The sequence below is a fragment of the Methylosinus sp. is20ea genome, assembly GCF_059718135.1.
The window spans coordinates 512,137-531,992 of sequence record NZ_AP046088.1 but is presented as its reverse complement, the minus strand read 5'-3'; the positions used below and the strand labels follow the sequence as shown (position 1 = coordinate 531,992).

16 protein-coding genes and 1 pseudogene are annotated in these 19,856 nt (G+C 62.1%); 9 read left to right on the top strand and 8 right to left on the bottom strand.

The genetic code is table 11. From position 1 onward, the window contains the following. The 7 genes and pseudogenes from AC6IY7_RS02435 to AC6IY7_RS02405 all read left to right on the top strand — a co-directional run bounded on the left by AC6IY7_RS02435 (window position 1) and on the right by AC6IY7_RS02405 (window position 13,344). Entirely contained in the window at window positions 1–312 is a 312-nt protein-coding gene (locus tag AC6IY7_RS02435) for a hypothetical protein (RefSeq protein WP_497781425.1), read from the top strand. Between the two features lie 250 nt (window positions 313–562). After that, window positions 563–3,442: a S8 family peptidase gene (locus AC6IY7_RS02430; protein ID WP_497781424.1), complete on the top strand. Its 2,880-nt coding sequence runs from the start codon at window positions 563–565 to the stop codon at window positions 3,440–3,442. Next, on the top strand, window positions 3,439–5,475 hold the full coding sequence (locus AC6IY7_RS02425) for a trypsin-like peptidase domain-containing protein (protein WP_497781423.1): 2,037 nt from the start codon (window positions 3,439–3,441) through the stop codon (window positions 5,473–5,475). The genes AC6IY7_RS02430 and AC6IY7_RS02425 overlap by 4 nt, the downstream gene beginning before the upstream one ends. Further along, window positions 5,472–8,672 carry an AAA family ATPase gene (locus AC6IY7_RS02420; protein ID WP_497781422.1) on the top strand — a complete coding sequence of 1,067 codons (3,201 nt, stop codon included), beginning with the start codon at window positions 5,472–5,474 and terminating at the stop codon, window positions 8,670–8,672. The genes AC6IY7_RS02425 and AC6IY7_RS02420 overlap by 4 nt, the downstream gene beginning before the upstream one ends. Window positions 8,673–8,707: 35 nt before the next feature. Beyond that, complete coding sequence (locus tag AC6IY7_RS02415; protein ID WP_497781421.1) at window positions 8,708–9,769, top strand: NlpC/P60 family protein; 1,062 nt, start codon at window positions 8,708–8,710, stop codon at window positions 9,767–9,769. Window positions 9,770–9,815: 46 nt separating this feature from the next. Beyond that, window positions 9,816–11,885 carry a hypothetical protein gene (locus tag AC6IY7_RS02410; protein ID WP_497781420.1) on the top strand — a complete coding sequence of 690 codons (2,070 nt, stop codon included), beginning with the start codon at window positions 9,816–9,818 and terminating at the stop codon, window positions 11,883–11,885. Between the two features lie 274 nt (window positions 11,886–12,159). Continuing rightward, window positions 12,160–13,344 (top strand): annotated as a pseudogene (locus tag AC6IY7_RS02405) (IS3 family transposase). A gap of 78 nt (window positions 13,345–13,422) precedes the next feature. Here the strand turns inward: AC6IY7_RS02405 and AC6IY7_RS02400 are convergent. Genes AC6IY7_RS02400 through AC6IY7_RS02385 form a run of 4 tightly spaced genes read right to left on the bottom strand, consistent with a single transcriptional unit; the run spans window position 13,423 to window position 15,875 of the window. Beyond that, window positions 13,423–14,004: an ISAs1 family transposase gene (locus AC6IY7_RS02400; RefSeq protein WP_497781419.1), complete on the bottom strand. Its 582-nt coding sequence runs from the start codon at window positions 14,002–14,004 to the stop codon at window positions 13,423–13,425. Window positions 14,005–14,056: 52 nt separating this feature from the next. Continuing rightward, window positions 14,057–14,542: a sigma-70 family RNA polymerase sigma factor gene (locus tag AC6IY7_RS02395; protein WP_497781418.1), complete on the bottom strand. Its 486-nt coding sequence runs from the start codon at window positions 14,540–14,542 to the stop codon at window positions 14,057–14,059. Window positions 14,543–14,587: 45 nt separating this feature from the next. Beyond that, window positions 14,588–14,935: a cupredoxin domain-containing protein gene (locus AC6IY7_RS02390; protein WP_497781417.1), complete on the bottom strand. Its 348-nt coding sequence runs from the start codon at window positions 14,933–14,935 to the stop codon at window positions 14,588–14,590. 10 nt (window positions 14,936–14,945) lie between these two features. Beyond that, window positions 14,946–15,875 carry a metallophosphoesterase family protein gene (locus AC6IY7_RS02385; protein WP_497781416.1) on the bottom strand — a complete coding sequence of 310 codons (930 nt, stop codon included), beginning with the start codon at window positions 15,873–15,875 and terminating at the stop codon, window positions 14,946–14,948. Window positions 15,876–16,083: 208 nt separating this feature from the next. Between AC6IY7_RS02385 and AC6IY7_RS02380 the strand changes: the two genes are divergently transcribed. Next, entirely contained in the window at window positions 16,084–16,731 is a 648-nt protein-coding gene (locus AC6IY7_RS02380; protein WP_497781415.1) for an outer membrane protein, read from the top strand. 50 nt (window positions 16,732–16,781) lie between these two features. On the opposite strand, the gene AC6IY7_RS02375 is transcribed toward AC6IY7_RS02380, so the two are convergent. The 4 genes from AC6IY7_RS02375 to AC6IY7_RS02360 form a co-directional block, all read right to left on the bottom strand. Further along, window positions 16,782–17,537, bottom strand: a complete 756-nt coding sequence (locus AC6IY7_RS02375) for an HvfC/BufC N-terminal domain-containing protein (RefSeq protein WP_497781414.1) — start codon at window positions 17,535–17,537, stop codon at window positions 16,782–16,784. Beyond that, window positions 17,534–18,358 carry an MNIO family bufferin maturase gene (gene bufB / locus AC6IY7_RS02370; RefSeq protein ID WP_497781413.1) on the bottom strand — a complete coding sequence of 275 codons (825 nt, stop codon included), beginning with the start codon at window positions 18,356–18,358 and terminating at the stop codon, window positions 17,534–17,536. Before bufB ends, AC6IY7_RS02375 begins: the two co-directional genes overlap by 4 nt. A gap of 118 nt (window positions 18,359–18,476) precedes the next feature. Next, entirely contained in the window at window positions 18,477–18,734 is a 258-nt protein-coding gene (gene bufA2 / locus AC6IY7_RS02365; RefSeq protein WP_497781412.1) for a BufA2 family periplasmic bufferin-type metallophore, read from the bottom strand. Window positions 18,735–18,980: 246 nt separating this feature from the next. After that, entirely contained in the window at window positions 18,981–19,526 is a 546-nt protein-coding gene (locus AC6IY7_RS02360) for a class I SAM-dependent DNA methyltransferase (RefSeq protein WP_497781411.1), read from the bottom strand. Between the two features lie 3 nt (window positions 19,527–19,529). On the opposite strand from AC6IY7_RS02360, the gene AC6IY7_RS02355 reads away from it, so the two are divergent. After that, complete coding sequence (locus tag AC6IY7_RS02355) at window positions 19,530–19,808, top strand: hypothetical protein (RefSeq protein WP_497782892.1); 279 nt, start codon at window positions 19,530–19,532, stop codon at window positions 19,806–19,808. Window positions 19,809–19,856: the final 48 nt, after the last annotated feature.

The window sequence follows — 19,856 nt, the reverse complement described above, 5'->3', positions numbered from 1 at the left end:
ATGGCCCGTCTGATTGACGTCTCGGCGCTTCAGCCCATGCCTGCTGCCATTGCTCTAAGAAAGGGAGACCTGCTGATCGTACGTGCGACCGGCGGCTGTGTCGTCGAGGGAAGCGCCTTCATGGAGCAACTCGGCGTTTTCGCCGCTGCCGCTCTCGCGCCGGACGGAAGAGTTCTGGACGCCATGGGCAGTCCGGACGCCGTGGCTTTCCTCGCGCGCGACGTCGGACGGGCGAAACTGAAGCTGATGCGCGGAGATCCTTGGCGCGGCGAGTCTGAGGCGGCAACCATGTTGGTGATGGTCACAGATTGATAGCAAAATGTCGTGAACGATGTGCCGCGCGTTCGTGCCAGAGCCGCAACGTGAAGCTGATCACGGTCTGCTAGAGAATTTCTCACCCTTCTGTGCTTCAGTTCCGCTCGTGGCCAGGACTTGGTCTCAACGGTTGCCAAAGGGGGTGAATTGGGCAATTCTTACGTCCAATTTCTTGGAAGCCAGCAAGCCTCGATCATCTCATTCGTCAACACGTCCTTAACACCTTGATTTGGCATGGAATTGCGACATGATTGCTACAAATTCCCCTGCGCTTGGTGCCCAAATTGAGATCACCCTGGAAGGTCGCTCGGACGGGGAGCGTTCTAAGACCCCGCCTGCGCGCTTTCTCGTCGTTCCCGACGAAGGCGGTCTCGACGCGGCGCGTGAGGCGCTGAAGCGGCACTTGCTTGACGAGCCGTTCACCCTCACTCCGTTGCCGGAGGGAAACGGCGTGCTCGAATTCGCCCAGCGGGCCTTCTCGCTTGCGCGGGCCTATCAGCGACCCGACGAAGCGCATGAACTCGGGCGCGCTTTAGCCAGGGCGACGGGAGCGCGTTTCGTCGAACCCGATTTGCCGCGGGTCGCCGCACCCGATCAGACGCCGCGCGAGCCTGGTCAGGAAAATCTCGAAGGCCTCGATAACTTTCCACCGGGGTGCTGGAGTCCAGCGGAGCCGGGCCTCGCGCCGCGCTGGGCGCTTGAACGCATGAATCTTTTCGCCGCCTGGGCGCGTTCCGAAGCGCTCGGCCGGCCGGCGCGCGGCGACGGGATTATCATCGCCCAGCCGGACACAGGGATAACCAAGCATCCACAACTCGAGGGCGTCGCCGTCGTCGATGCTTTCAACACTTTGGGCGACGGCCCGGCGAATGACGCCACCGATCCGCTGCAATCTGGTTTTGCGCTCAATCCTGGACATGGGACCGGCACGGCGAGTGTCGTCGTCAGTCCGGAGACCGAGGCGGGCGATCAGGTTCTCGGCAGCGCACCGAAAGCGCAACACCTGCCGATCCGTGCCATTCGCAGTGTCTGGCTGCATGAGGAGCTTCCAATCGCCGCGGCGGTCGACAAGGCCGTCGAGCACGGTGCGCATGTGATTACTATGTCGCTCGGCGGTCCGCCTTTGCCATTTTCGCCCCTGCGTGAAGCGATCGAACGTGCTGTAGCACGCCATGTGATCGTTATGGCTGCTGCGGGTAATTGCGTCGGCCTCGTCGTGTCCCCCGCGCGACTCGAGTCATGCATTGCGGTCGGGGGCATCGATGCGCATGATCGGAAATGGCCCGGGTCCTCGTCGGGACCCGAAGTCGCATTCGCCGCGCCAGCGCAGAATGTTTATCGTGCGACGATCGAGACGCCGGGCGGCGTTGGCCAGGGCCAGGGCACGAGTTTCGCCGTCGCTCTCTCCGCCGGTGTGGCGGCCTGTTGGATCGCGCATCACGGCCGCGACATTCTGATCAGAGAGGCCAACGCCCGAGGGGAGACGCTTCAGACCATGTTCCGCCGCATCGCTCGGGCCAGCGCCAGGCGACCGACGGACTGGGATGGCGTCAATATGGGTGGTGGCGTAATCGACGCCCGTGCTCTGATTGATGCGCCTCTCGATCTTGGCCGCGGCGTCGAGGCTCCGGTCGAAGGAACTCCCCGTAATTCGGCGGAGGATATGCGCGTTTTCCTGGCAGAGGCGATCGGGGCCGACCCGCGGATGTCAGACGAGTCCCTGCTGACGCATGGGGGCGAACTTGCCGCAGCCCTGCTGGCGCGCAGGCTCGACCCGACGGCGCCTGTCACACTTTCGAACGGCCTGGAAGCGGTCCTTACGGCGCCTGCTCGCGCAGTGCTCGGCAAGCCTCCGATAGCCAGCCTCAGCACTGAGCCTTTTCTTGCCGCGCCGACAATTCCACGTCCAAAGGCGGAGCAAGTCGCGTCCCTCGTTTCGCGTATCGATGCGGTGAAGCGTGCGCTCAGCATGGGCAAGGCATTGTCGTCCGGCGCGCAGGCCGAGCGGGCGGCGTTAGAGTCTACGGGCGAGGATCTGCCGAGTGTCGGCGAACTCGAAAACGTAGTCGAGCGGCTTTTCAAGGACATGCCAGCGTGTGAAATCGCCGACCGCGCAGATTTCGAGAAGGCACTCGACATCGTCCGCGTGCATGGCGCGGTCGGCCTACGCAAAGTGATTGATCCAGCTTCTGTCCTGTCCCACGACGACGTTGCGGCGATGGAGGCAGTGATCAAGGCCGATGGGTCGCGGCCGAGTTTTATGATCAGACAGGACTGGATCGACGAAGCAAACCCGCTGATCGGCGGGTGGCGCAATGACCTCATCGGTGGGCGCGACGGGCTGAAAGCCGTGGCCTCGCTGGTTGGCCGAATCCAGCCGAGCGGTGGGCACGCCAATCGTTTCTGCGGGACGGGAACGCTGGTCGACGCGAAGGGCCCTTGGGTGTTGACCAACTTCCACGTGCTCGCGATGGCGCGCCGGCGCTATCCCGTCCTCGCCATTGACAAGCAGGGCAAGACCATCATCGAGAGCGGACTCGAAATCGATTTTCTCGGAGAAACTGGAAGAGCCGAATCCAATCGCTTCAAGATTGTCGAGGCAGTGTACCCAACGCGCGCCGGCGAGGGTTTTGGCTTCGTCGACGCCGTATTGCTGAAGCTCGGCGACCCGCTCGACGGCAAGGAGCTGCCCACCGGCGGGCCGGCTGCGCCTTATACACACGTCAAACTGTCGGCAGCGGACGAATATGCAACGGGGGAAAAACCGACGCTGGCGACGATCGGCTTCCCAGGACCGCCGGCCCAAAGCGCCGGCGTTGCGGACGGGATCGACTGGGGCTTTGTTGCGGCGCAGTTGTTCGGCGGGCGTTTCGGTGTCAAGCGTCTGGCACCAGGCGTCTTCTCCCGTGCGCTCGGCACTGACTACAGGGATACCCTCAAAAACACCTTCGGTCACGACGCCACGACGCTGAAGGGCGCTTCCGGATCGTTGCTCATCGCGTTCAAAGACGCCGATACGCCCGGTTTTGGACTCCATTTCACGGGCTATGACAGCGACACCAATTTTGCGCTTTCGGGCCCCGCGCTGAAAGATGCTTTGTTGGGATTCGACGGCCTGTTCTCATGAGTGACTCCTCGACGATCAATACCGGAATGCCGGCCGCCTTGTCGGACGACACACGCATTCTCGCCGAGTGGACGCGACTTGACCTGTCGATCTTTCGGCCGATTTACAGGACGTTGCAGGGTCATTTCGCAGAGATGCCGACTGTCGAAATGGCCTTGCTCAATCATCCCTCCAATCCGCGTGGCGAGCCTTTCGCCTCGATACTGGCGCTCTGTGTCGCTGTGCGGAAATCACGTCGTCTAGGAGAATTGTGTGTCGCGGTCGCCAATGCTGAGGTCGACGATTATAACCGCGACAAGGCAGAAGCTGATGCGCTCGTCGAGCGCATCGGCGGCGGAACGCCGCACGCAGTCATCAACTCGGCGAGAGGTCTCGCAAATCCGCGGATTCTGAGTAAGCTCTCCGAGATATTCAAGGCAACAGCACGCGTAAGGCAGAACGGCCAAGACCTCGGGACAGCCTTCCTCGTCGAACCGGATGTGGCTCTGACTTGCGCCCATGTCGCGCTAAAGGAGAGCGCGGCCGGCGGCTACAACAAATACGAATTGCTCGAAAGCCTTCAGTTCGTTTTTCCTGAAACCGATGGCGGCGAGCAGATCGCGTCTGCTAAAAAAAAAGAAAACCTGCTCGCCTATTCGCCACCTTATCTCAACGGTGAGCACAAACTGATTCCGACCTATGACCCTCCATACGAACCGCAGAAGCATCTCGATTTCGCCCTGCTGAGACTCGATAGGGCCATTGCCGGCGCGAAGCCCGTGAAAATTGACGGCGTTGAGAGCCCGGCGACGGGCCCGCTTTCTTTCGTAATCGGCTATTGTGGCGGCAGCGCTCCGGCAATGGACGCGGACTCGCTCAAGGAAGTCATCCCGGCAGGCTTCCGCGTCATCCATTCCATGAACGCCGTGCCTGGCATGAGCGGCAGCTGTTGCTCCGGCGAGGGCGCACTTCCTATCGGCCTGCATGAAGGCTCCATCCCACGAGCGGGCGTCGGCGGTGGACAGGCCAACCGCGCTATTCTTCTTTGGGCAATCAAGAAAGAGATCGCGAGGCAGACCACCTCGGCGGCAGCGCAGGCCGCGCCGAGGCTTTTCATACCGAAGGCATCGCTAGTGCAGCAATTGGGACGACGCGGACAGCAGCTTTGCGGTGAGGCCCTTGGGTCGGCCTGGAGCCTCGCCTTCGAAAGGATCGTCGGCGCACGTCCCGACGCAGGGACGGTTCCGTTTATACGCCACCCGATTCTGGGCGCTAAAGACCCCGCGCGGCGCAATCTCAACAAATGGTTCGAGAAAGCGATCGTTTCAGGTGGGTCGTCGGCGGACAGGATCATGGCGGTTCTCGGCCCACGGGGCTGCGGCAAGAGTTTCTCCATCAACCTCCTCGAGGCTGTTCTCGAGAGCCCCGAGCGCGATCTGCTTAGATTGGAGGGCATGTCGCCGGACGAAAGGCTGCTGGATATGGCCAAGGCTCTGGCGGTGTTGCTACCTGCCGAAGACGGAACGCGCACGCGCGTCGGCCAGGTTCGGTACGACACGGTTGAGGATCTGGTCGTAGCGCTCGCTCGATGGGGCCAGCGGGACCGCGCGTCTGATCGGCAGGCGCATCCGCTCTTCGTGGCCATTGACGCGGGCGAAAACGCTGACGCCTTCGTCGATGACGGCGAGGGTTGGTTGCATTTCATGCTGGCCCTAGCGAAAGCCCCTTGGTCGCGCCTTCTCATTTGCGGCCTGTCGCGCGACAGCCTAGTGAGGCTAGACGACGCTCTAGAGGCAGATCCCGATACTAGGGGCGGGATCATCGGCATGACGCCCCTCGATCATCTCGGGCGGCGCGACATCTCCGATTTTCTTCAGGCGAACGGTCGGCTCGACGGCGCAGCGTTCAGCGCTGAGGAAGTTGCGCAAGCGGCTCGGGCTTTCGACAGCCAGTCGATGCTGCATGCAGCCGCGCCGAACATCGCGACGGCTGAAGCCGCACTTCTTGTCATCGGCATGCTCGTCGCCGCCGAAACGGATAGGTCGGCCGCATGATTTTCTACCTCAACATTTTGGAGAGCATCGCCGAAAGCCGACTCGAGGGGGAGGCTGGCTCTTCGGCGGAAACACCGCTGGCCGAGGCGACGGTCGAGCGGCTACGCCTTGCCATGGCCGTCCGCGGATGGACTGATCCGCGCAGACTCATGCCCCAGGTGAGGGAGGAGACGCTGAAGGTGCTCTCGCCTGATGTCGAGACCAACATCGTCCATCCCGGCAGATGGCGCCTGCGCGACGCGGTGCGACGAAGGGCGCTCGAGGCGGCGTCGGCAACGGATATTGAAACGGCGCTGCAGCCCCTGCCAAATGATAACGACGACTCGACGTTCAAGGCGCTTAACGCGCGTCGTGATCCATCGGCCGACACCATCGATCGCCTGGACGAGGACAGTCTGTCGGCGCTGCTGGCGTCGCTGGCTTGGGCGCCCGCCTTCGAGGACCATGGAGATCCGCAACATCTGCGCGAACGCGTTGCTGCGCTTCTTGCAAGGCGTTACCGAGACGTTGACATTGCTCGCATGACTTCGGCGCCCTTTTACGGGCGCGAAGTTGAACTCAATCAGCTCGTCGACTTTGCAACAGCGCCAGTGCCTGCGCGTTTTCCCTTCGTTGGCCGTTACATCTATGTTTGGGGAGTCGGAGGTGCCGGGAAATCGACTCTCTTCGCTCAGTTGGAAAAACGCTTCTGCGCCATGCCTGCGCCGCCGCTGCTTGCGCATATCGATTGCGATCAGCCGGGCTTCGATCCCGCCGATCCGGTCGCACTGGTGACGACGCTGTTCCGTCAGATCAGTCTCGTCGCGTCGCCGGAAGAGGCGAAGGCGCTTCGCGAAAGGTCTCGCATGCTGGCGCGCGCCGCAGAGGACGCCATCGTCAGTCACGGTGAGCGCATCAGTGCGCGTCGCGGACGGGCCGCTAAGATCGCGGCCCGACAGTCTCTGCCACAGGCGGTCGCGCCTTCTTACGAGAGCCTAGAATCCGTCGCGACGGAAACTCAAAGCGTTCTTCACTCAGTCGTTTTCGATGCGTTGCGTCGCGTCTGCTCGCCCGGTCGGCCGCTCGTGTTGCTGATCGACACAGCGGAGTTAATCTTCGCGCGCAGACCCGAGGACGCCCTCGTCGTTCGCGATTGGTTTGAAACCGTTGGCGGGTCGATGGGGGTGGCCGATCTGCGCGTCATTCTCGCCGGACGCACACCCGCCGCTGAGGTTGGCCCTCAGACGTTGGCGACGTCGCTATCTTATCTTTGGGACGTCTCGCCGGCAATCGAACTGGCGGAACTCGACGAAAAAGACGCAGTCGAGATGCTACAGGCGCTCGGCATCGACGATCCGAAGATAACCGCGACGGCTGCGCAGGTCCTTCCTCGATCGCCGCTCGTTCTTCGTATCGCCGCAGGAGTCTGGGAGAACAAAGAAGAGCGCGCCGGTTTTGCCGAGGCGGTTTCGCGAGGAAAAGTGGATGGCGCCGTCGCCGAGCGGTATCTGACCGAACGCGTCGTTAGGCATCTTACGTCGGTCGTTGCAAGGCCCTATGTGCTCGCTGCCTGCGTACCACCTTTCGTCACACGGGACATTCTCGATGTGGTGGTGATGCCCGCCGTCGCGGATGTGCCCTGTCAAGTTTCCGCGGAGGCTGTTTATTCTGGCCTTGCGGCGGCGGGCTGGCTGACTAGAAGGGATCTGTCAACCAACCGGCTCTCCTACCATCCGGAAGTGCGCCGGCTGATCCTGTTGATGATGCAGGCGAACGCCCAACAGACCATACTTATCGATAAGATTCGTCGCGCCGGGCTCGCTTATCACAACAGCAAGTCGAATGAGGTCGACCGCACGCTTGCCGTCTACTACGCTGAAATGAGCGGAGAAAAGCTGCCGCGTCGCGGTAGAAAGAAGCTGGCGGCCTCGGCGCTGGGTGCGGCGCTGGAAGATTTGTCCGAAGCGGCGCGCGCGCGCCTTTTTAATCGGGAGTCGAGCCCGGAGGGCGTCGAGGGTATCGAGAGTGACGCGAAATGGCGGCTTCGACTCGAGGGCGACGGCAAGTCCAACGGAGAAGGCGGCCGCCTTGTCCAACGTGCGCGCGCGGCGGATGCATTAGCGCTTTATCGGAGCCGCCCGACGCGGGAGAAGGGCCTGCCTCCGACCTTCGTCATTCAGGCCCTCGCCGACGACGCGCAATGGGATACTGATGACGTTGACTTGGCGTCGGCGATCGACGCGCTAGCACCAGAATTCGCTAAGGGTGACCGCGCGTCGCGCAAGAACATCCGCTCACGCCTCTACTGGCTAACGCGGCTTGCGTTGCTCGCCAGACCCGGGCCTCTTACCGAGCCGCATCGGCGCCTCTTGCAAAACGCCGTCGACGGGATCAGCGTTCATGGGCCTGTGCTGCTTTTTCCCTCGATCCTCGCGGTTGCAGAAGCCTTCTCGCCTGAGCGCGGCCCGCTGACACCGCCGGCTTGGCTCGAGGCGACGGGAGCCATTGAATCGCAGGTGCGCGCCTATCTCACGCATTGCTTATTGTTTGGCTTCGCAGGAACTTTTCGTCCCAATGTCGAGGCGCTATTCATAGCGCAGCCCGATTGGCCAGTGCTTTTCGCCCAACTATTGCAAGCGGACGCTGGCGCGCCAAAACTGTCACTACTCCTCTCCCAGCTGTTCGATCGGGTCGACGACATTGTCGGCTTCAACAAGCGGCTGAGCGAACTACGGGCTGAACGCGTCAAAATCGGCCCAAGGGCGGATCCGGCAGAAACGATCATCTTGTTGCGCGGGGAGACGACCGAGTTTCATCGGCCATTGAAAGCAGTGATTAGGCGATTGCTGAAAGCCGAACCGTCGAGCCGAACCCAACTCGTCGAGATCGCGCGCGAAGTTCTCTTGGGCATGGAGTTCAGAACGCGCGAGTTCGGCGAGGAGTTCGTCGCGCGTATGGAGCGCGATTTGTTCGGAGCATGGACGATTCTCGTTCCATTTGCCGACCGAGCGCGCCGCTTGCCGACGATGTGCCGACTACTGAGCCAAATCGACACGCAGACCGAGGCGCGCAAAATGGTCGTTCGCGTGGCCCAGGCCTTTCTGGCGTGGGACGCCGCGCTCTGCGCTGGCGCCACGTCGGACTGGGGCGGTGAACGGAGGCGGGCGGCGGTTCAGTCGGAACCTGAGCAGCGCTATCGCCAGGAAGGCCAGGAATAACAACGAATTTTGATTTAAAGCGGGGAGGGACGCCAATGACGCCTCAGGACATGTGGGGTTATGCCGAGCAATATTTGGGATTGCCCTACATTTGGGGCGCCGATGGCCCGGACGCCTACGACTGTTCCGGATTTGCGCAACGCATACTCGCCTTTCTCGGTGCCGATCCGCCCGGCGATCAGACCGCCGCAGGTCTCTTCGAATGGTTTTCGCGGTCCGGGGTTGGCCGCGCGGTAGTGCAGTCGCAGGCGCACTGCGGCGTTCTGGTCTTTTACGGACGGCCCAAGCGCATTGGGCATATCGCTATCTGCCTTGATACAGTTCACATGATCGAGGCGGGCGGCGGCGGGCCTGAAACGACGACCGTCGCAAAGGCGCGTGCGGAGGGAGCGGAAGTGCGTGTGCGGCCGATCAACAGGCGCACCGACATCGTCGCCTTTCTTCGTCCGCTCGCTCTTCCTTGGGATGAAAATGCCACTGATCCAAATCTGGACGCGCATGGCGCGCTGGAATCTGCCCTCGAAGGCGCTGGAGTCGAACCATCGCCGCGCGAGGTCGCGTATATCCGCTATTGCCGCGACTGGATCCTAGCCGCCGCGGATCGCTACAAGTGCGACGATCCTTACATCCTCGTAAGGATTGGTTCGCGCGAGTCGAATTGGGGCACGAGCCGGGTACTGCGGCCGCAAAGTCCCGCTGGAACAGGCGACTGGAAGCCGCGACGGCCGCGTCCGCCATTGCGTCCCGACGCATTGCCGCCGGACGGATTGGGATTCGGGCGCGGCCTCATGCAGATCGACTGGGACGCGCATGAATTCGCGCGCTCGGGAAACTGGCGCGACCCTGAGGCCAGCATCAATTACGGGGCCTCAGTGCTGGCGCAGAGCGAACTCGCCCTTTCGCGCGCTTTCGGGAATAGGCTCGGCATCGACGCGCTGCGCGCTGCCGCGATCGCTGCCTACAACGCTGGCGCTGGCAATGTCAGAAAGGCGATCGAGGCCAGCGCCGATGTCGACTCGGTTACGACGGGCGGCGATTACTCGCGCGACGTTCTCGAACGCGCTGAGGCGTTTCGCGCGCTTCGCCTGCTGGGCTGAGACGAACTTTTCACCATCCATTCGACAATCGATTTGGGTCGACGCCATGTTGCAGAATCCCAGAAATGAGCCCCTCGCGATCGTAACGAAGCCGCTCGGGAAACCGATCCGGTCGCATCGCCCCATCGAAGGGATCTGCCTGGCTGTCGCGCTAACGGCAAGTTGTTCCGCGCCGTCACGTGCGGCTCCGGCGCCGACCGTGGCAAATCCGCCGGCGCCGGCCGTGGTCCTCCCGGCCGAAGCGCGAAGCTTCACGGCGGACGATGGCGCGTTTGAGGCGGAAATTCCGTTGGAGAAAGCTGCCGCGAAGGGCATGAAATTGCGGCTCTGGATCATCTCCGCCGCTCGCCAGGCGGACGGCCGTCCGATTTCCGCAGGGCTGAAGTCGCGCGGCGCCGGCGCGACGGCAGAGGCGCTCGATCTCATGATCCCGGCGCGGAGCGGCGCGCGCGTCCTTTTGACGGCCACGCTTCCGCGAAGCGGCGGCTACGAAATCCAGATCGGACGGGAAACGATCGACGAGACCGGCGCGGTCACGCGGCTTACCAATTTGCAGGTGACGGTGACGCGCGAAACCGTGCCGATCGACGCGGATCTGATTTTGCCGCTGCAGCCCCTACAACTCGACCGCCCGCTTTTCGCGTTTTGGTCGGAAGCGAGAAAGACGCTTGCGCCGCTACGTAACGCCAACAGTAAGACTGTGGAGTTTGCCCCGCCCGCCATCACGGCGTTCCGGCACGCAGAGGGTGGCGCGGGCGTCGCCGAGGCGCAGGCGGCGACGATCGGCCAACCTGGCGAAACGACGACGACTCGCTTGCCGCCACTCGCCGCGACGGATTACACGCTGACTCTTCCTGCGGGATTGCCGCCCGGTAAATATACTCTCACGCTGCTCGCGGCGGGTCTAGGCGGCGGCGTATCGCAACGCACGCTTGAGATCAGCGTGCGTGCGTCCTGGATCATCGCTTTCCTGTGTTTTCTGCTCGGCGCTATCGCTGGCCACGTCGTGTCCGAATGGCGGGCACGCGGAAGACTCGTCGTTGATCATCTGATCGGCTTGACGGGTTTGCGCGAACAGCTTGCCGCGCTCGGCAGGGACACTGCGCCGGCAGTGGCCGTGAAGTCTTTCGACGACCTTGGCCGCCTGTTTGTCGCAATCGAGACGCGCGCGCGCGCTGGCGCCAATGTCGCCGACGATCTCGCCGACGCGGAGGTCAGAGTGGGCGCTCTGCGCGGCTTCGTCGCGCTCTTGCGCAAAACCGAAACCGTCGCTCTCTTCAACGGCGATCTCCGTCCGGAAATCATCGAGCAAATCCGCGCTGGTTTCGCCGTGAAGACGTTCGACGCGGCGTCGGTCGGCGTGTTGCTCGACAAGCTCGCCGATGAGACAACGAACGTGCCGCCGCTCCTCGATCTAGTCGATCGGGCGCAAAAGCTCGGGGATTTTTGTGCGCAACGGCTGACGAGAATGCCAATCCTCGCGGAAACGGCCGCCATGCAGACGGCGTTCGAGGCGCTGCGGGCACGACTCGACTCCGCACCGCGCGCCGCCGAGCCTGCCGCCGAGCAGCGACGCAAGCTAGAAGTGCTCTACAAGAATCTGCAGGACGCCGCCGACGAGGTCGCAGTTTCTTATCGTCGAACGATCGTGGCGCAGCTCGAAGAACGGGCCAAGAAGCCAACGGTGCCGCCGGTGGAACTCGACAAGATCACGATGCAGCTGCGTGTACCTGTCGGCGCCGCTGATCTCGACAGGATACTCGCCGCCGCAGCGGCGGTCGAAGCGCTCTCCAAAGTTGAAGGGGCGCTCGAGTTGCCGCAGCCCGGCGCCTTGACGCCGTTTCCATCGGGGTTGCCTTCGTTGCCGCTCGGTGGGCTCGATGCTTTTCCTCTGACGCCGCCTCCCAACATGTCTCTCGGCGCACTGCGAGCCTGGCGTGCACGCTGGCAGTTCTTGACCAATGCGATCGCGCTCGGCTTCATCGGTCTCGGCGGTGTATGGGCGCTTTGGTTGAACAATCCGACATGGGGCGCGCCCGTCGACATTTTGACGGCGCTGTTTACCGGCGCGGCGACGCGGCTGGTCGTTGGCGAAGCGCAACAACCAAAGAGTTAAAGAGTGATCGAAATGCTTTTGGGGTGCGTTTATCACGGCTAATTCGACGCGGAATGAGTGACGCATCCGGGGTTTGGTCGCGCGCGCTTCGTAGCGCTCCGATTCTACGCCGGTTTATTTGGACGACAACGCAGCGAATTTTTTTATCACGTCAAAAGCGTGAATGTAGGGAGGAGCAATCATGGCTGAAGCGACGACGCAGACCGGCGATGACGTGCCCCTGAAAAATCCCACCAGCATCGATTAGAGTCCGACCGATTGCAGGACGGACACGATGAAGAAGAAACGGTTCACGGAAGAGCAGATCATCGGGATTTTGCGGGAGCAGGAAGCCGGCGCGAAGGCGGCGGACCTCGCTCGCAAATACGCGGTTTCGGAGACGACGCTCTACAATTGGAAGGCCAAATTCGGCGGGATGGACGTTTCCGAGGCCAAGCGGCTGAAGGCGCTGGAGGAGGAAAATGCCCGTCTGAAGAAACTCTTGGCCGATCAGATGCTCGACGCGGCGGCGCTTCGCGAGCTCCTGGCAAAAAAATGGTAGGGCCCGCCTCGAGCGCGAAGCCGTCGCGCACCTTCAGGCCGTCATGGGCCTGTCGGAACGTCGGGCCTGCCGGATCGTCGCGATCGATCGCAAGACGGCGCGCTACACGTCGACACGCCCGGCCGACGCCGAGCTTCGAGCCGAACTGCGCGATCTCGCCAATGCGCGGCGGCGCTTCGGCTATCGGCGGCTGTTCATCTTGCTCCGGCAGCAGGGCGAGCGCTCGGGCAAGAACCGCATCTATCGGCTCTACCGCGAGGAAGGGCTGACGGTAAGGAAGCGCCGCGCGCGCCGCCGCGCCATGGGAACACGGGCGCCGATTCTCGTCGAGGCGAAGCCGAATGCCCGATGGTCTCTCGACTTCGTGCACGACCAGCTCGCCAGCGGCCGACGATTCCGCATCCTGAACATCGTCGACGACGTAACGCGTGAATGCCTGGCGGCGATCCCGGACACGTCGATCTCCGGCAAGCGGGTGGCGCGCGAGCTGTCCGCGCTGATCGAAAGGCGCGGCAAGCCCGGCATGATCGTTTCCGACAATGGGACGGAGTTCACCTCGAACGCCGTCCTGTCCTGGTCGGAGGAGAACAAGGTGGAGTGGCATTTCATCATGCCGGGCAGCCGATGCAGAACGGCTTCTGTGAGAGCTTCAACGGCCGCATGCGGGACGAGCTGCTCAACGAGACGCTGTTCTTCGGGCTCGACCACGCGAGAGAGAAGATCCGCTCTTGGATTCACGATTATAACCACCGGCGCCCGCACTCTTCCCTCGGCTATGCGACGCCGGCGGACTATGCGGCCGCGCTCACCGCAACAGGCGATCGGCTGCGCAACCCGGACCAGCTCCGCCGATCGCCTGTTGCTCACCCTACGCCCGCGGGCGTATCTACCGCCGGGACTCAACTCGCCGCTGGATGAAACTTCGGGGGCACGTCAGCGACGTGTTCGCAGTGTTGCAGCAGGCTCGGCTGATTGCCTTTGACTTGCACGATGAGATCATTGCCGGTCGCTTTGGCGATCTCGAAGGTTTTTTTGGCAGTGCATGGCGTCGAGCGTGAAGACGCGCTCTTTCAAGCCCATGGCGGCGATCAGCGCCTGCGCGGCGGGGATCTCGTTCGATTTCTCGTCGATGACTTCATGCGCGAGAATGATCTGATGATCGACGGCGAAGGCACTGAGCACATGCGCCGCTTTGCGATCGGCGAAAGCGTCGAAGCTCTGCCGCAGGGTCTTTCCGTCGATGGCGATGAAGCGGGACGGCGCGCCCGCGCAGGAGCTGTCGAGGCTTTCCGCATGACGACGGAACGCCTTCTCGAGCTCGTCCGGATCGAGCTGCCGCAGGATGCCGCGCACAGAGGTGTAGGCCGGCGCCCGACGCAGCGCCGCGTCCGGAAACGCCGCGTTGAGCAAGGAAAGCCTGGCGCGGATCAGAGCGTGAATTTGCCGATACGACCGAGCGCCACTCAGCATGGCGAGGATCGAGAACAGGATGACGCCGACTTGGTTGTAAATCTTTCCTTCGGCGCGCCGCCGATCGGGGATGGCGGCAAGGCAGGATGCAAGATCGATCGTCGTCATGGGGCAACCTCCGATTCGGGTTGCTCCCCATAGATTCAGACACTTCTGAAACTTAAAAGCGAAAAATCGTGCCCTCGTTCAGCCCGAAGCACAGAGCGTTGAACAGCCCTGTCGGCGCTCCCGTGGCGTCGGCAATCTCACGGTAGGACAAACCGTTGACTTCGCGCATAACCAGAGCCTCCCGAAACGGGATCGGCAAGGCGGCGATCGCCGCCTCGACGCTACGCCGATCCACGGCCTCGATCAGCGCAGCCTCCGGAGACGGCTCATCGTAGTGGGGAGAGGCGCCGTCATGTGTCTCGGCGTCTTCGGCCCCCCCCCCCCCGGCCAGCACGAGGTCGCGGGGCTGATTCTTGGCGAGCCTAGTGAAGGCGACATTGCGCGTGATCGCCAGCAGCCAGGCGCGAGGATGCGCCACCTCGGCGCGCTCCAGCGCGGCGAGCGCGCGCAGGCAGGCGTCCTGCACGACATCCTCGGCGTCCGTCGCATTGCCGGTCAACCAGCGCGCCAGCGAATAGGCGTCGTCGAGATGAGGCATGATCGCTCGCGTGAAGCGATGTCGCGCGTCGTCGCTCGTCACGAACTATCCTTGTCGATCACTTCGAGGAGTCACGATGACCTTGCCCGTCATCTGCGGATGAAGGCCACAAAAACAGGTGATTTCACCCGGCTTGTCGAAGACGATCGAGAAGCTCTCGCCGGTGTCGAGCGCCTTCGAACGGAAGGCGCCATTCCGGTCGACGACATTATGCGGCGTATCGTCGTGATTGACGAAGACGATTCGCGTACCGGTCTCCACGCGAATTTCCGAAGGCGCAAAGACGAAGTCGCCGATATCGATCGTCCGCTCGTTCCCGGCATGAGAGATCGAGGCGATGAGAACGCCGACGAATGCGAGAGCAGAGGCTATCGCAAAAGCAGGTTTCGACATGTTGTCCTCCTCATCGAGCCAGCGTTGTGTCGGCGATGGCCAGCCTATGTGCGCCGCCGCGAATGGTCACGCTGGTCAAGCCCAAAAAGGAGCGCAGCTGTTCCGCGGGCACGATCTTTGGACCCGGCGCCTTGGCCGTTCCCGGCTCAGGTTGCGGAAAGGCCGTCGAGCGCGCCGTGTGGAAGACGAGATTGCCTTCGACCTTCTGAGCGATCTGATGGATGTGGCCGTTGAGTATCGTCACCGAGCCGAAGCGCGTCAGCAATTGAAGCGCTTGCGCGCTATCCTGCGTGCCCCAACCCCATTCGCTCGCGATCGACCAGAGCGGCATGTGAGCGAATATGACGATCGGCGTCGACGCGCTTCTCGCAGCGAGATCCGCCGCGAGCCAAACGAGCTGTTCCGTTCCGAGACGGCCGAGCCCCGCGCCTTCGAGACGCAGGACATTCACGAGGCCGATGAAATGCGCGCCGCCGGCGTCGAAGGAATACCAGCCATCCCCTCGTGTCCCTTTCCCATAGCGCGCGAGATAGGCTTCGCCCGTTCTCTCATCGAGGACGTCATGTTCTCCGGGAACGCGATGCACGGCGAGGCGCGACGCGCCGATCAGCTGATCCGCATCGTCGAACTCCTTCGGCTTCGAAAGATGCGTAATGTCGCCGGTATGAAGCAAAAAAGCCCGACGCTCGGACAGTCCGCCAATTTTTGTGAGCGTCTCGTTCAATGTCCCGGTGACGTCGTTGTTGGCCGCCTTGTCGAAGCCGATATGCGTGTCGGAAATCTGAACGAAGGAAAAGCCCTTTGTCGTCTCTCCATGCGCCGCGCCGACGAGCTTCGACGCCGGCACGCCGCCGACGAGAGTCCACAACACGCCCGAGCCTCCCCAGGCCATGCATTTCAGCGCACGGCGGCGTTCTGGTGAATGAAGATCATTGATCATCTCTATCTCCCTCGTATCCGGCCGAACCACCGGATATCGGAAAGACCCTTTCCGTCGCCCATTTATTCCCGCTCGAAGATCTTTTTTCGAACTCACAGTCCGATGACCGTGCGGCGAGAAGCTCGTGTAACGATTGCCGCGCATTCGACGAACAATCCTCGGGACGCTGAACGCCAGCATCTGCGCCAACTCGTCGTGGAGCCACCGAATGAAACACAAATTTACGGTCAGCATCAGCATGCTGCTGTCGTCGACCATTGCAAATGCAGCCGATCTGCCTTCCCGAAAGGCCTCGCCGGACTTTGCGGCCCCTGCTTTGGCTTTTCTTTGGACCGGACCCTATGCCGGCGAGAACGTCGGATATGGATTCGCCGACCGCTCAGGCTTCGACGGCGTGCTCGGCGGCGGACAGCTCGGCTATAATGTGCAAGCGACGCCCTTGTTCGTACTCGGATTGGAGACCGACTTCCAGGGAACCGACATTTCGGAGCGGAGCGGCGGTCCATTCTCGAGGCGTCGGCGCATCGAATGGTTCGGCACGGTTCGCGGCCGGATCGGCGTCACGCCTTTCGCCGTTCCCGCGCTCTTCTATGGAACGGGCGGATTCGCCTATGGCCGCGCGCAACCGAGCTTCGGAGGCGATGGAGTACGAACCGGATGGACCGCGGGCGGCGGAGTCGAATGGGCGTTCCGTCCGGATCTCTCGGCGAAAATCGAATATCTCTACACCGACCTTTCGGATGAAGCAGGCGGCTGGTGGGCGGACGCTCAGCGAAACCGGTTCCACACGGTGCGCGCCGGCCTCAACTACCATTTCGACCTGTTCGCGCAGACACCGGTCGTCGCAAAATTTTAAGACCGCGGGGACCCGGCCTCTGCTGCCGGGTCCCGATAGCGGGAGGCATTTCAATCCGTGAGAGAAATCGCAGAGACCAACTCGTCCGCGAGCCATCGCGACGAGTACACCGCAGACCGCCGGTCGACGCCCTCTCCATTCTCACGAAGGGCGAGCAATTCGCAGAGGTCGCCAAAGGACTTTCCCTCGCGCGCCAATGTCAGCGCGAAGCTCTCGTCCTCTTCGAGCAGTCGATAGAAGCAGTCTCCGCTCCTTCGCCAGATCAAGACAGATTCATGGTCTTCCCCGCACCGGGCGGGCTCGTCGCCGCCCGACAAAGCTTCATAGCGGCCGCAGGTTCCGCTCTCGAGCGTCAGCAGACGAAGGCTCGGTTGGAACTCGAAGCGCAGACGAAACATGTCTTGCGGTCCGAGCGCGGACAGCGCGTCCGCCGAGCCGATTGCCGCGTCGGCGGCGTCGAACGCGTCGTCGAGCGCGCGCTCGAGACAGGCGAGCGAGGATTCTCGGGTGAGATGGCGCCAACGCGCGCTTTCCATCATGAATTCGGGGATTGCTCGCGAATACGAGCGCAGATTCGGCGTCGTCGATCGCGTCGACTCGACATAAGCGAGGACGAGCGCTTCGAATTCGCTCTCTCCCATCGAGTCGCGCAGCGCCGAATAGTCCGAGGCGACAGCCGACGCCAGCCGCAGACGATAGGCGTCCACATAGACGCCAATTCCCATCGATTCCTTCTGTGACTGCGCGCCGTCCATTCCTGCAAGGATGCGGTTCTGAAACGCGCTCTGAAAGTCGGCCAATGTCATGACGCCTGCTCCAAGACCAGGATTTCGCGTTCGATCCTCCGCGCTCGATCGAGCTCGCTCACGAGCTCGGACAACGCCGGAAAATTATCGTCGCGCTCGATCAAGGTCGACGCGCTCATGAAGCGGCGCTTCGCTCGAGCATAGAGTGTCCAAACCTCGTCGCAGATCGGCGAGTCATGCGTATCGATTTTCATGACGCCATTATCGCTGTGACCTGCGAGGTGCAGCTGAATGATCAGCTCGATTGGCAGCGCATCGATATAGATCTCCGCCTCGAATCCATGGTTGCAAGCGGACACATAGACATTATTGACGTCGAGAAGAAGCCCGCAGCCGCTTCGCCGCGCCAGTTCCGACAGAAAGGTCCATTCTTCCATTTCTGACGAAGGCGAGCTCACATAGCTCGATATGTTCTCGATGACGAGCCGCCGCTTCACAATCTCCTGCACGCGCCCAATTCTCTCGATCACATGCGTCAGCGCCTCTTGCGTGAAGGGAAAGGGCAGAAGGTCATGGAGATTGACTCCATGAACGCCCGTCCAGCAGAGATAGTCCGAAATCGACCATGGCTCGAATCGATCGGCGAGTCCCTTCAACGCATGCAGATAGTCGAGATCGAGCGGAGCAGTGGAGGCGATCGACATCGAAACGCCATGCATCGCGATCGGATAGTCGCGCCGGATACGCTCCAATGTGGCGAGTGGCCGGCCGCCGGGAATCATAAAATTTTCGGTGATGACTTCGAACCAGTCGATCTTCGGTCTGGTTTCGAGGATTTCGCCATAATAGACCGGCCTCAATCCGAGACCGAAGCCCGACATTCCTCCGATCGGTATTTCAACGACCTCCGAAGCTGATGGGCGTTTCTCGGTCAGAGACCGCCGCGCATCGAGAAGCGGATGGGCGAAGATCTCGCCCATCCATTTGCCGAGCGCCGATTCAGCCCAGAGTGCCGCCCTGCGCTTCGCAAGCCGCTTTGGACTTGGCCGGCAGCCAGCCATGGCCCTTGCAGGAATTCTGCCCTTTGCAGCTGTTGTCCGCCGTCTTGCATTCCGAGTGGCCGCGGCAGGAGTTCACGCCGAAACACTGCACAGTCCTGTGCGCCTTTTTCGCCGAAGCCGGCGACGCCGCGCCGGCGAGGGCGAGCGCGACAGCCGCAGCGGCGAGCGAGCCGCCGGAAACGATGGTCAATTTCATCTCGATCTCCCGAGTGAGAGCCGGCCCAATGGAGGACCGCGACAAACCAGGAAATGGCTTGCTGAACTCAATTCGTTTCGTGGGCGATCGGCGTTACGCAGAAGCCGCAATAGGAGGAAATTTCTACCGTCCGTCATATTGAAGCGTCTCGAGCTTGCTGCGCGGCCGCGAGTGACGTCATAAATGCGCGCAGATCGAAGAGCGATCCGAGACTCCACTCGCGCATCCGACACGATCGTCGCTCGTCTACGGCTTGCCACGCAGAAGGACGATATGACCTGGGACCGGCGCATTCGCCTCTAGCCGCTGAGACGTCTCCAGATTGGCGATCACGTCGAACGCTCCGGCAGCGAGGCGCTCGATATAGGCGAAACTATGAGCAAATCGGCCTGTCGGCTGAAGCCTATATGTTTCTCCGTCTCCGCGCTCGAAGCTGATCGCGAATATGCCGTTCGGCGCGAGACGCGTCGATACGACTGAAATCAGTGGTTGCAGATCTCCGATATAGACGAGCACGTCCAAGGCGACGATCAAGTCGAATTGTCGGCCGTTCGCCTCGAGGAAGTCGACCGCCTCACATTCGAACAGCTCGTGATAGGAGCCGCGCGCCTTGGCCTTGTCGAGCATTCGTGGGGAAAGATCGACACCGACCCTTCGCTCGCTCAACCTCTCGAGAAGCGGTCCAAACAGTCCGGTGCCGCAGCCGAGATCGAGCGCCGAACGAAAGGACTCGTTCAGCGCTGCGAGCAGCGCATGGCATTTGGCGGGAACGTCATATTCCAGCGCCTTCACCAGATGCTCGTCGAAACGATCGGCGTATCCGTCGAAGCATTCGACGATATATGGAGCCGGCGCCTTTGCGTGCGACCGGCCGCGGACAGCATCGAGATGATAGGCAATGACCCCGTCCTCCGGGAATTTGCCGAGCAGCGCGCTTCCCAATCGAATCGCCGCGTCGTGATGACCAAATCCGATGAGCAATTGGAAAGTGGCGCGGCCGACGCTGTCGATATCCTCCGCCGCCGACCCGGCAACAGCCGAATGTCTTCTGCCGCGACGTTCAGCGATCCCTGAAGCGACGACTGGAGGAAGCGCGCTCGCGCGAGCTTTCTAATAAGTCCG

What these genes read in the sequence shown, in the direction of transcription:
- AC6IY7_RS02395 (WP_497781418.1), bottom strand. Translation starts at nt 14,542, where the DNA reads ATGCCTCATCTCGACGACGCCTATTCGCTGGCGCGCTGGTTGACCGGC.
- AC6IY7_RS02435 (WP_497781425.1), top strand. Translation starts at nt 1, where the DNA reads ATGGCCCGTCTGATTGACGTCTCGGCGCTTCAGCCCATGCCTGCTGCC.
- AC6IY7_RS02390 (WP_497781417.1), bottom strand. Translation starts at nt 14,935, where the DNA reads ATGTCGAAACCTGCTTTTGCGATAGCCTCTGCTCTCGCATTCGTCGGC.
- AC6IY7_RS02410 (WP_497781420.1), top strand. Translation starts at nt 9,816, where the DNA reads ATGTTGCAGAATCCCAGAAATGAGCCCCTCGCGATCGTAACGAAGCCG.
- AC6IY7_RS02425 (WP_497781423.1), top strand. Translation starts at nt 3,439, where the DNA reads ATGAGTGACTCCTCGACGATCAATACCGGAATGCCGGCCGCCTTGTCG.
- AC6IY7_RS02400 (WP_497781419.1), bottom strand. Translation starts at nt 14,004, where the DNA reads ATGACGACGATCGATCTTGCATCCTGCCTTGCCGCCATCCCCGATCGG.
- AC6IY7_RS02420 (WP_497781422.1), top strand. Translation starts at nt 5,472, where the DNA reads ATGATTTTCTACCTCAACATTTTGGAGAGCATCGCCGAAAGCCGACTC.
- AC6IY7_RS02355 (WP_497782892.1), top strand. Translation starts at nt 19,530, where the DNA reads ATGCTCGTCGAAACGATCGGCGTATCCGTCGAAGCATTCGACGATATA.
- AC6IY7_RS02430 (WP_497781424.1), top strand. Translation starts at nt 563, where the DNA reads ATGATTGCTACAAATTCCCCTGCGCTTGGTGCCCAAATTGAGATCACC.
- bufA2 (WP_497781412.1), bottom strand. Translation starts at nt 18,734, where the DNA reads ATGAAATTGACCATCGTTTCCGGCGGCTCGCTCGCCGCTGCGGCTGTC.
- bufB (WP_497781413.1), bottom strand. Translation starts at nt 18,358, where the DNA reads ATGTCGGGCTTCGGTCTCGGATTGAGGCCGGTCTATTATGGCGAAATC.
- AC6IY7_RS02375 (WP_497781414.1), bottom strand. Translation starts at nt 17,537, where the DNA reads ATGACATTGGCCGACTTTCAGAGCGCGTTTCAGAACCGCATCCTTGCA.
- AC6IY7_RS02385 (WP_497781416.1), bottom strand. Translation starts at nt 15,875, where the DNA reads ATGATCAATGATCTTCATTCACCAGAACGCCGCCGTGCGCTGAAATGC.
- AC6IY7_RS02415 (WP_497781421.1), top strand. Translation starts at nt 8,708, where the DNA reads ATGACGCCTCAGGACATGTGGGGTTATGCCGAGCAATATTTGGGATTG.
- AC6IY7_RS02380 (WP_497781415.1), top strand. Translation starts at nt 16,084, where the DNA reads ATGAAACACAAATTTACGGTCAGCATCAGCATGCTGCTGTCGTCGACC.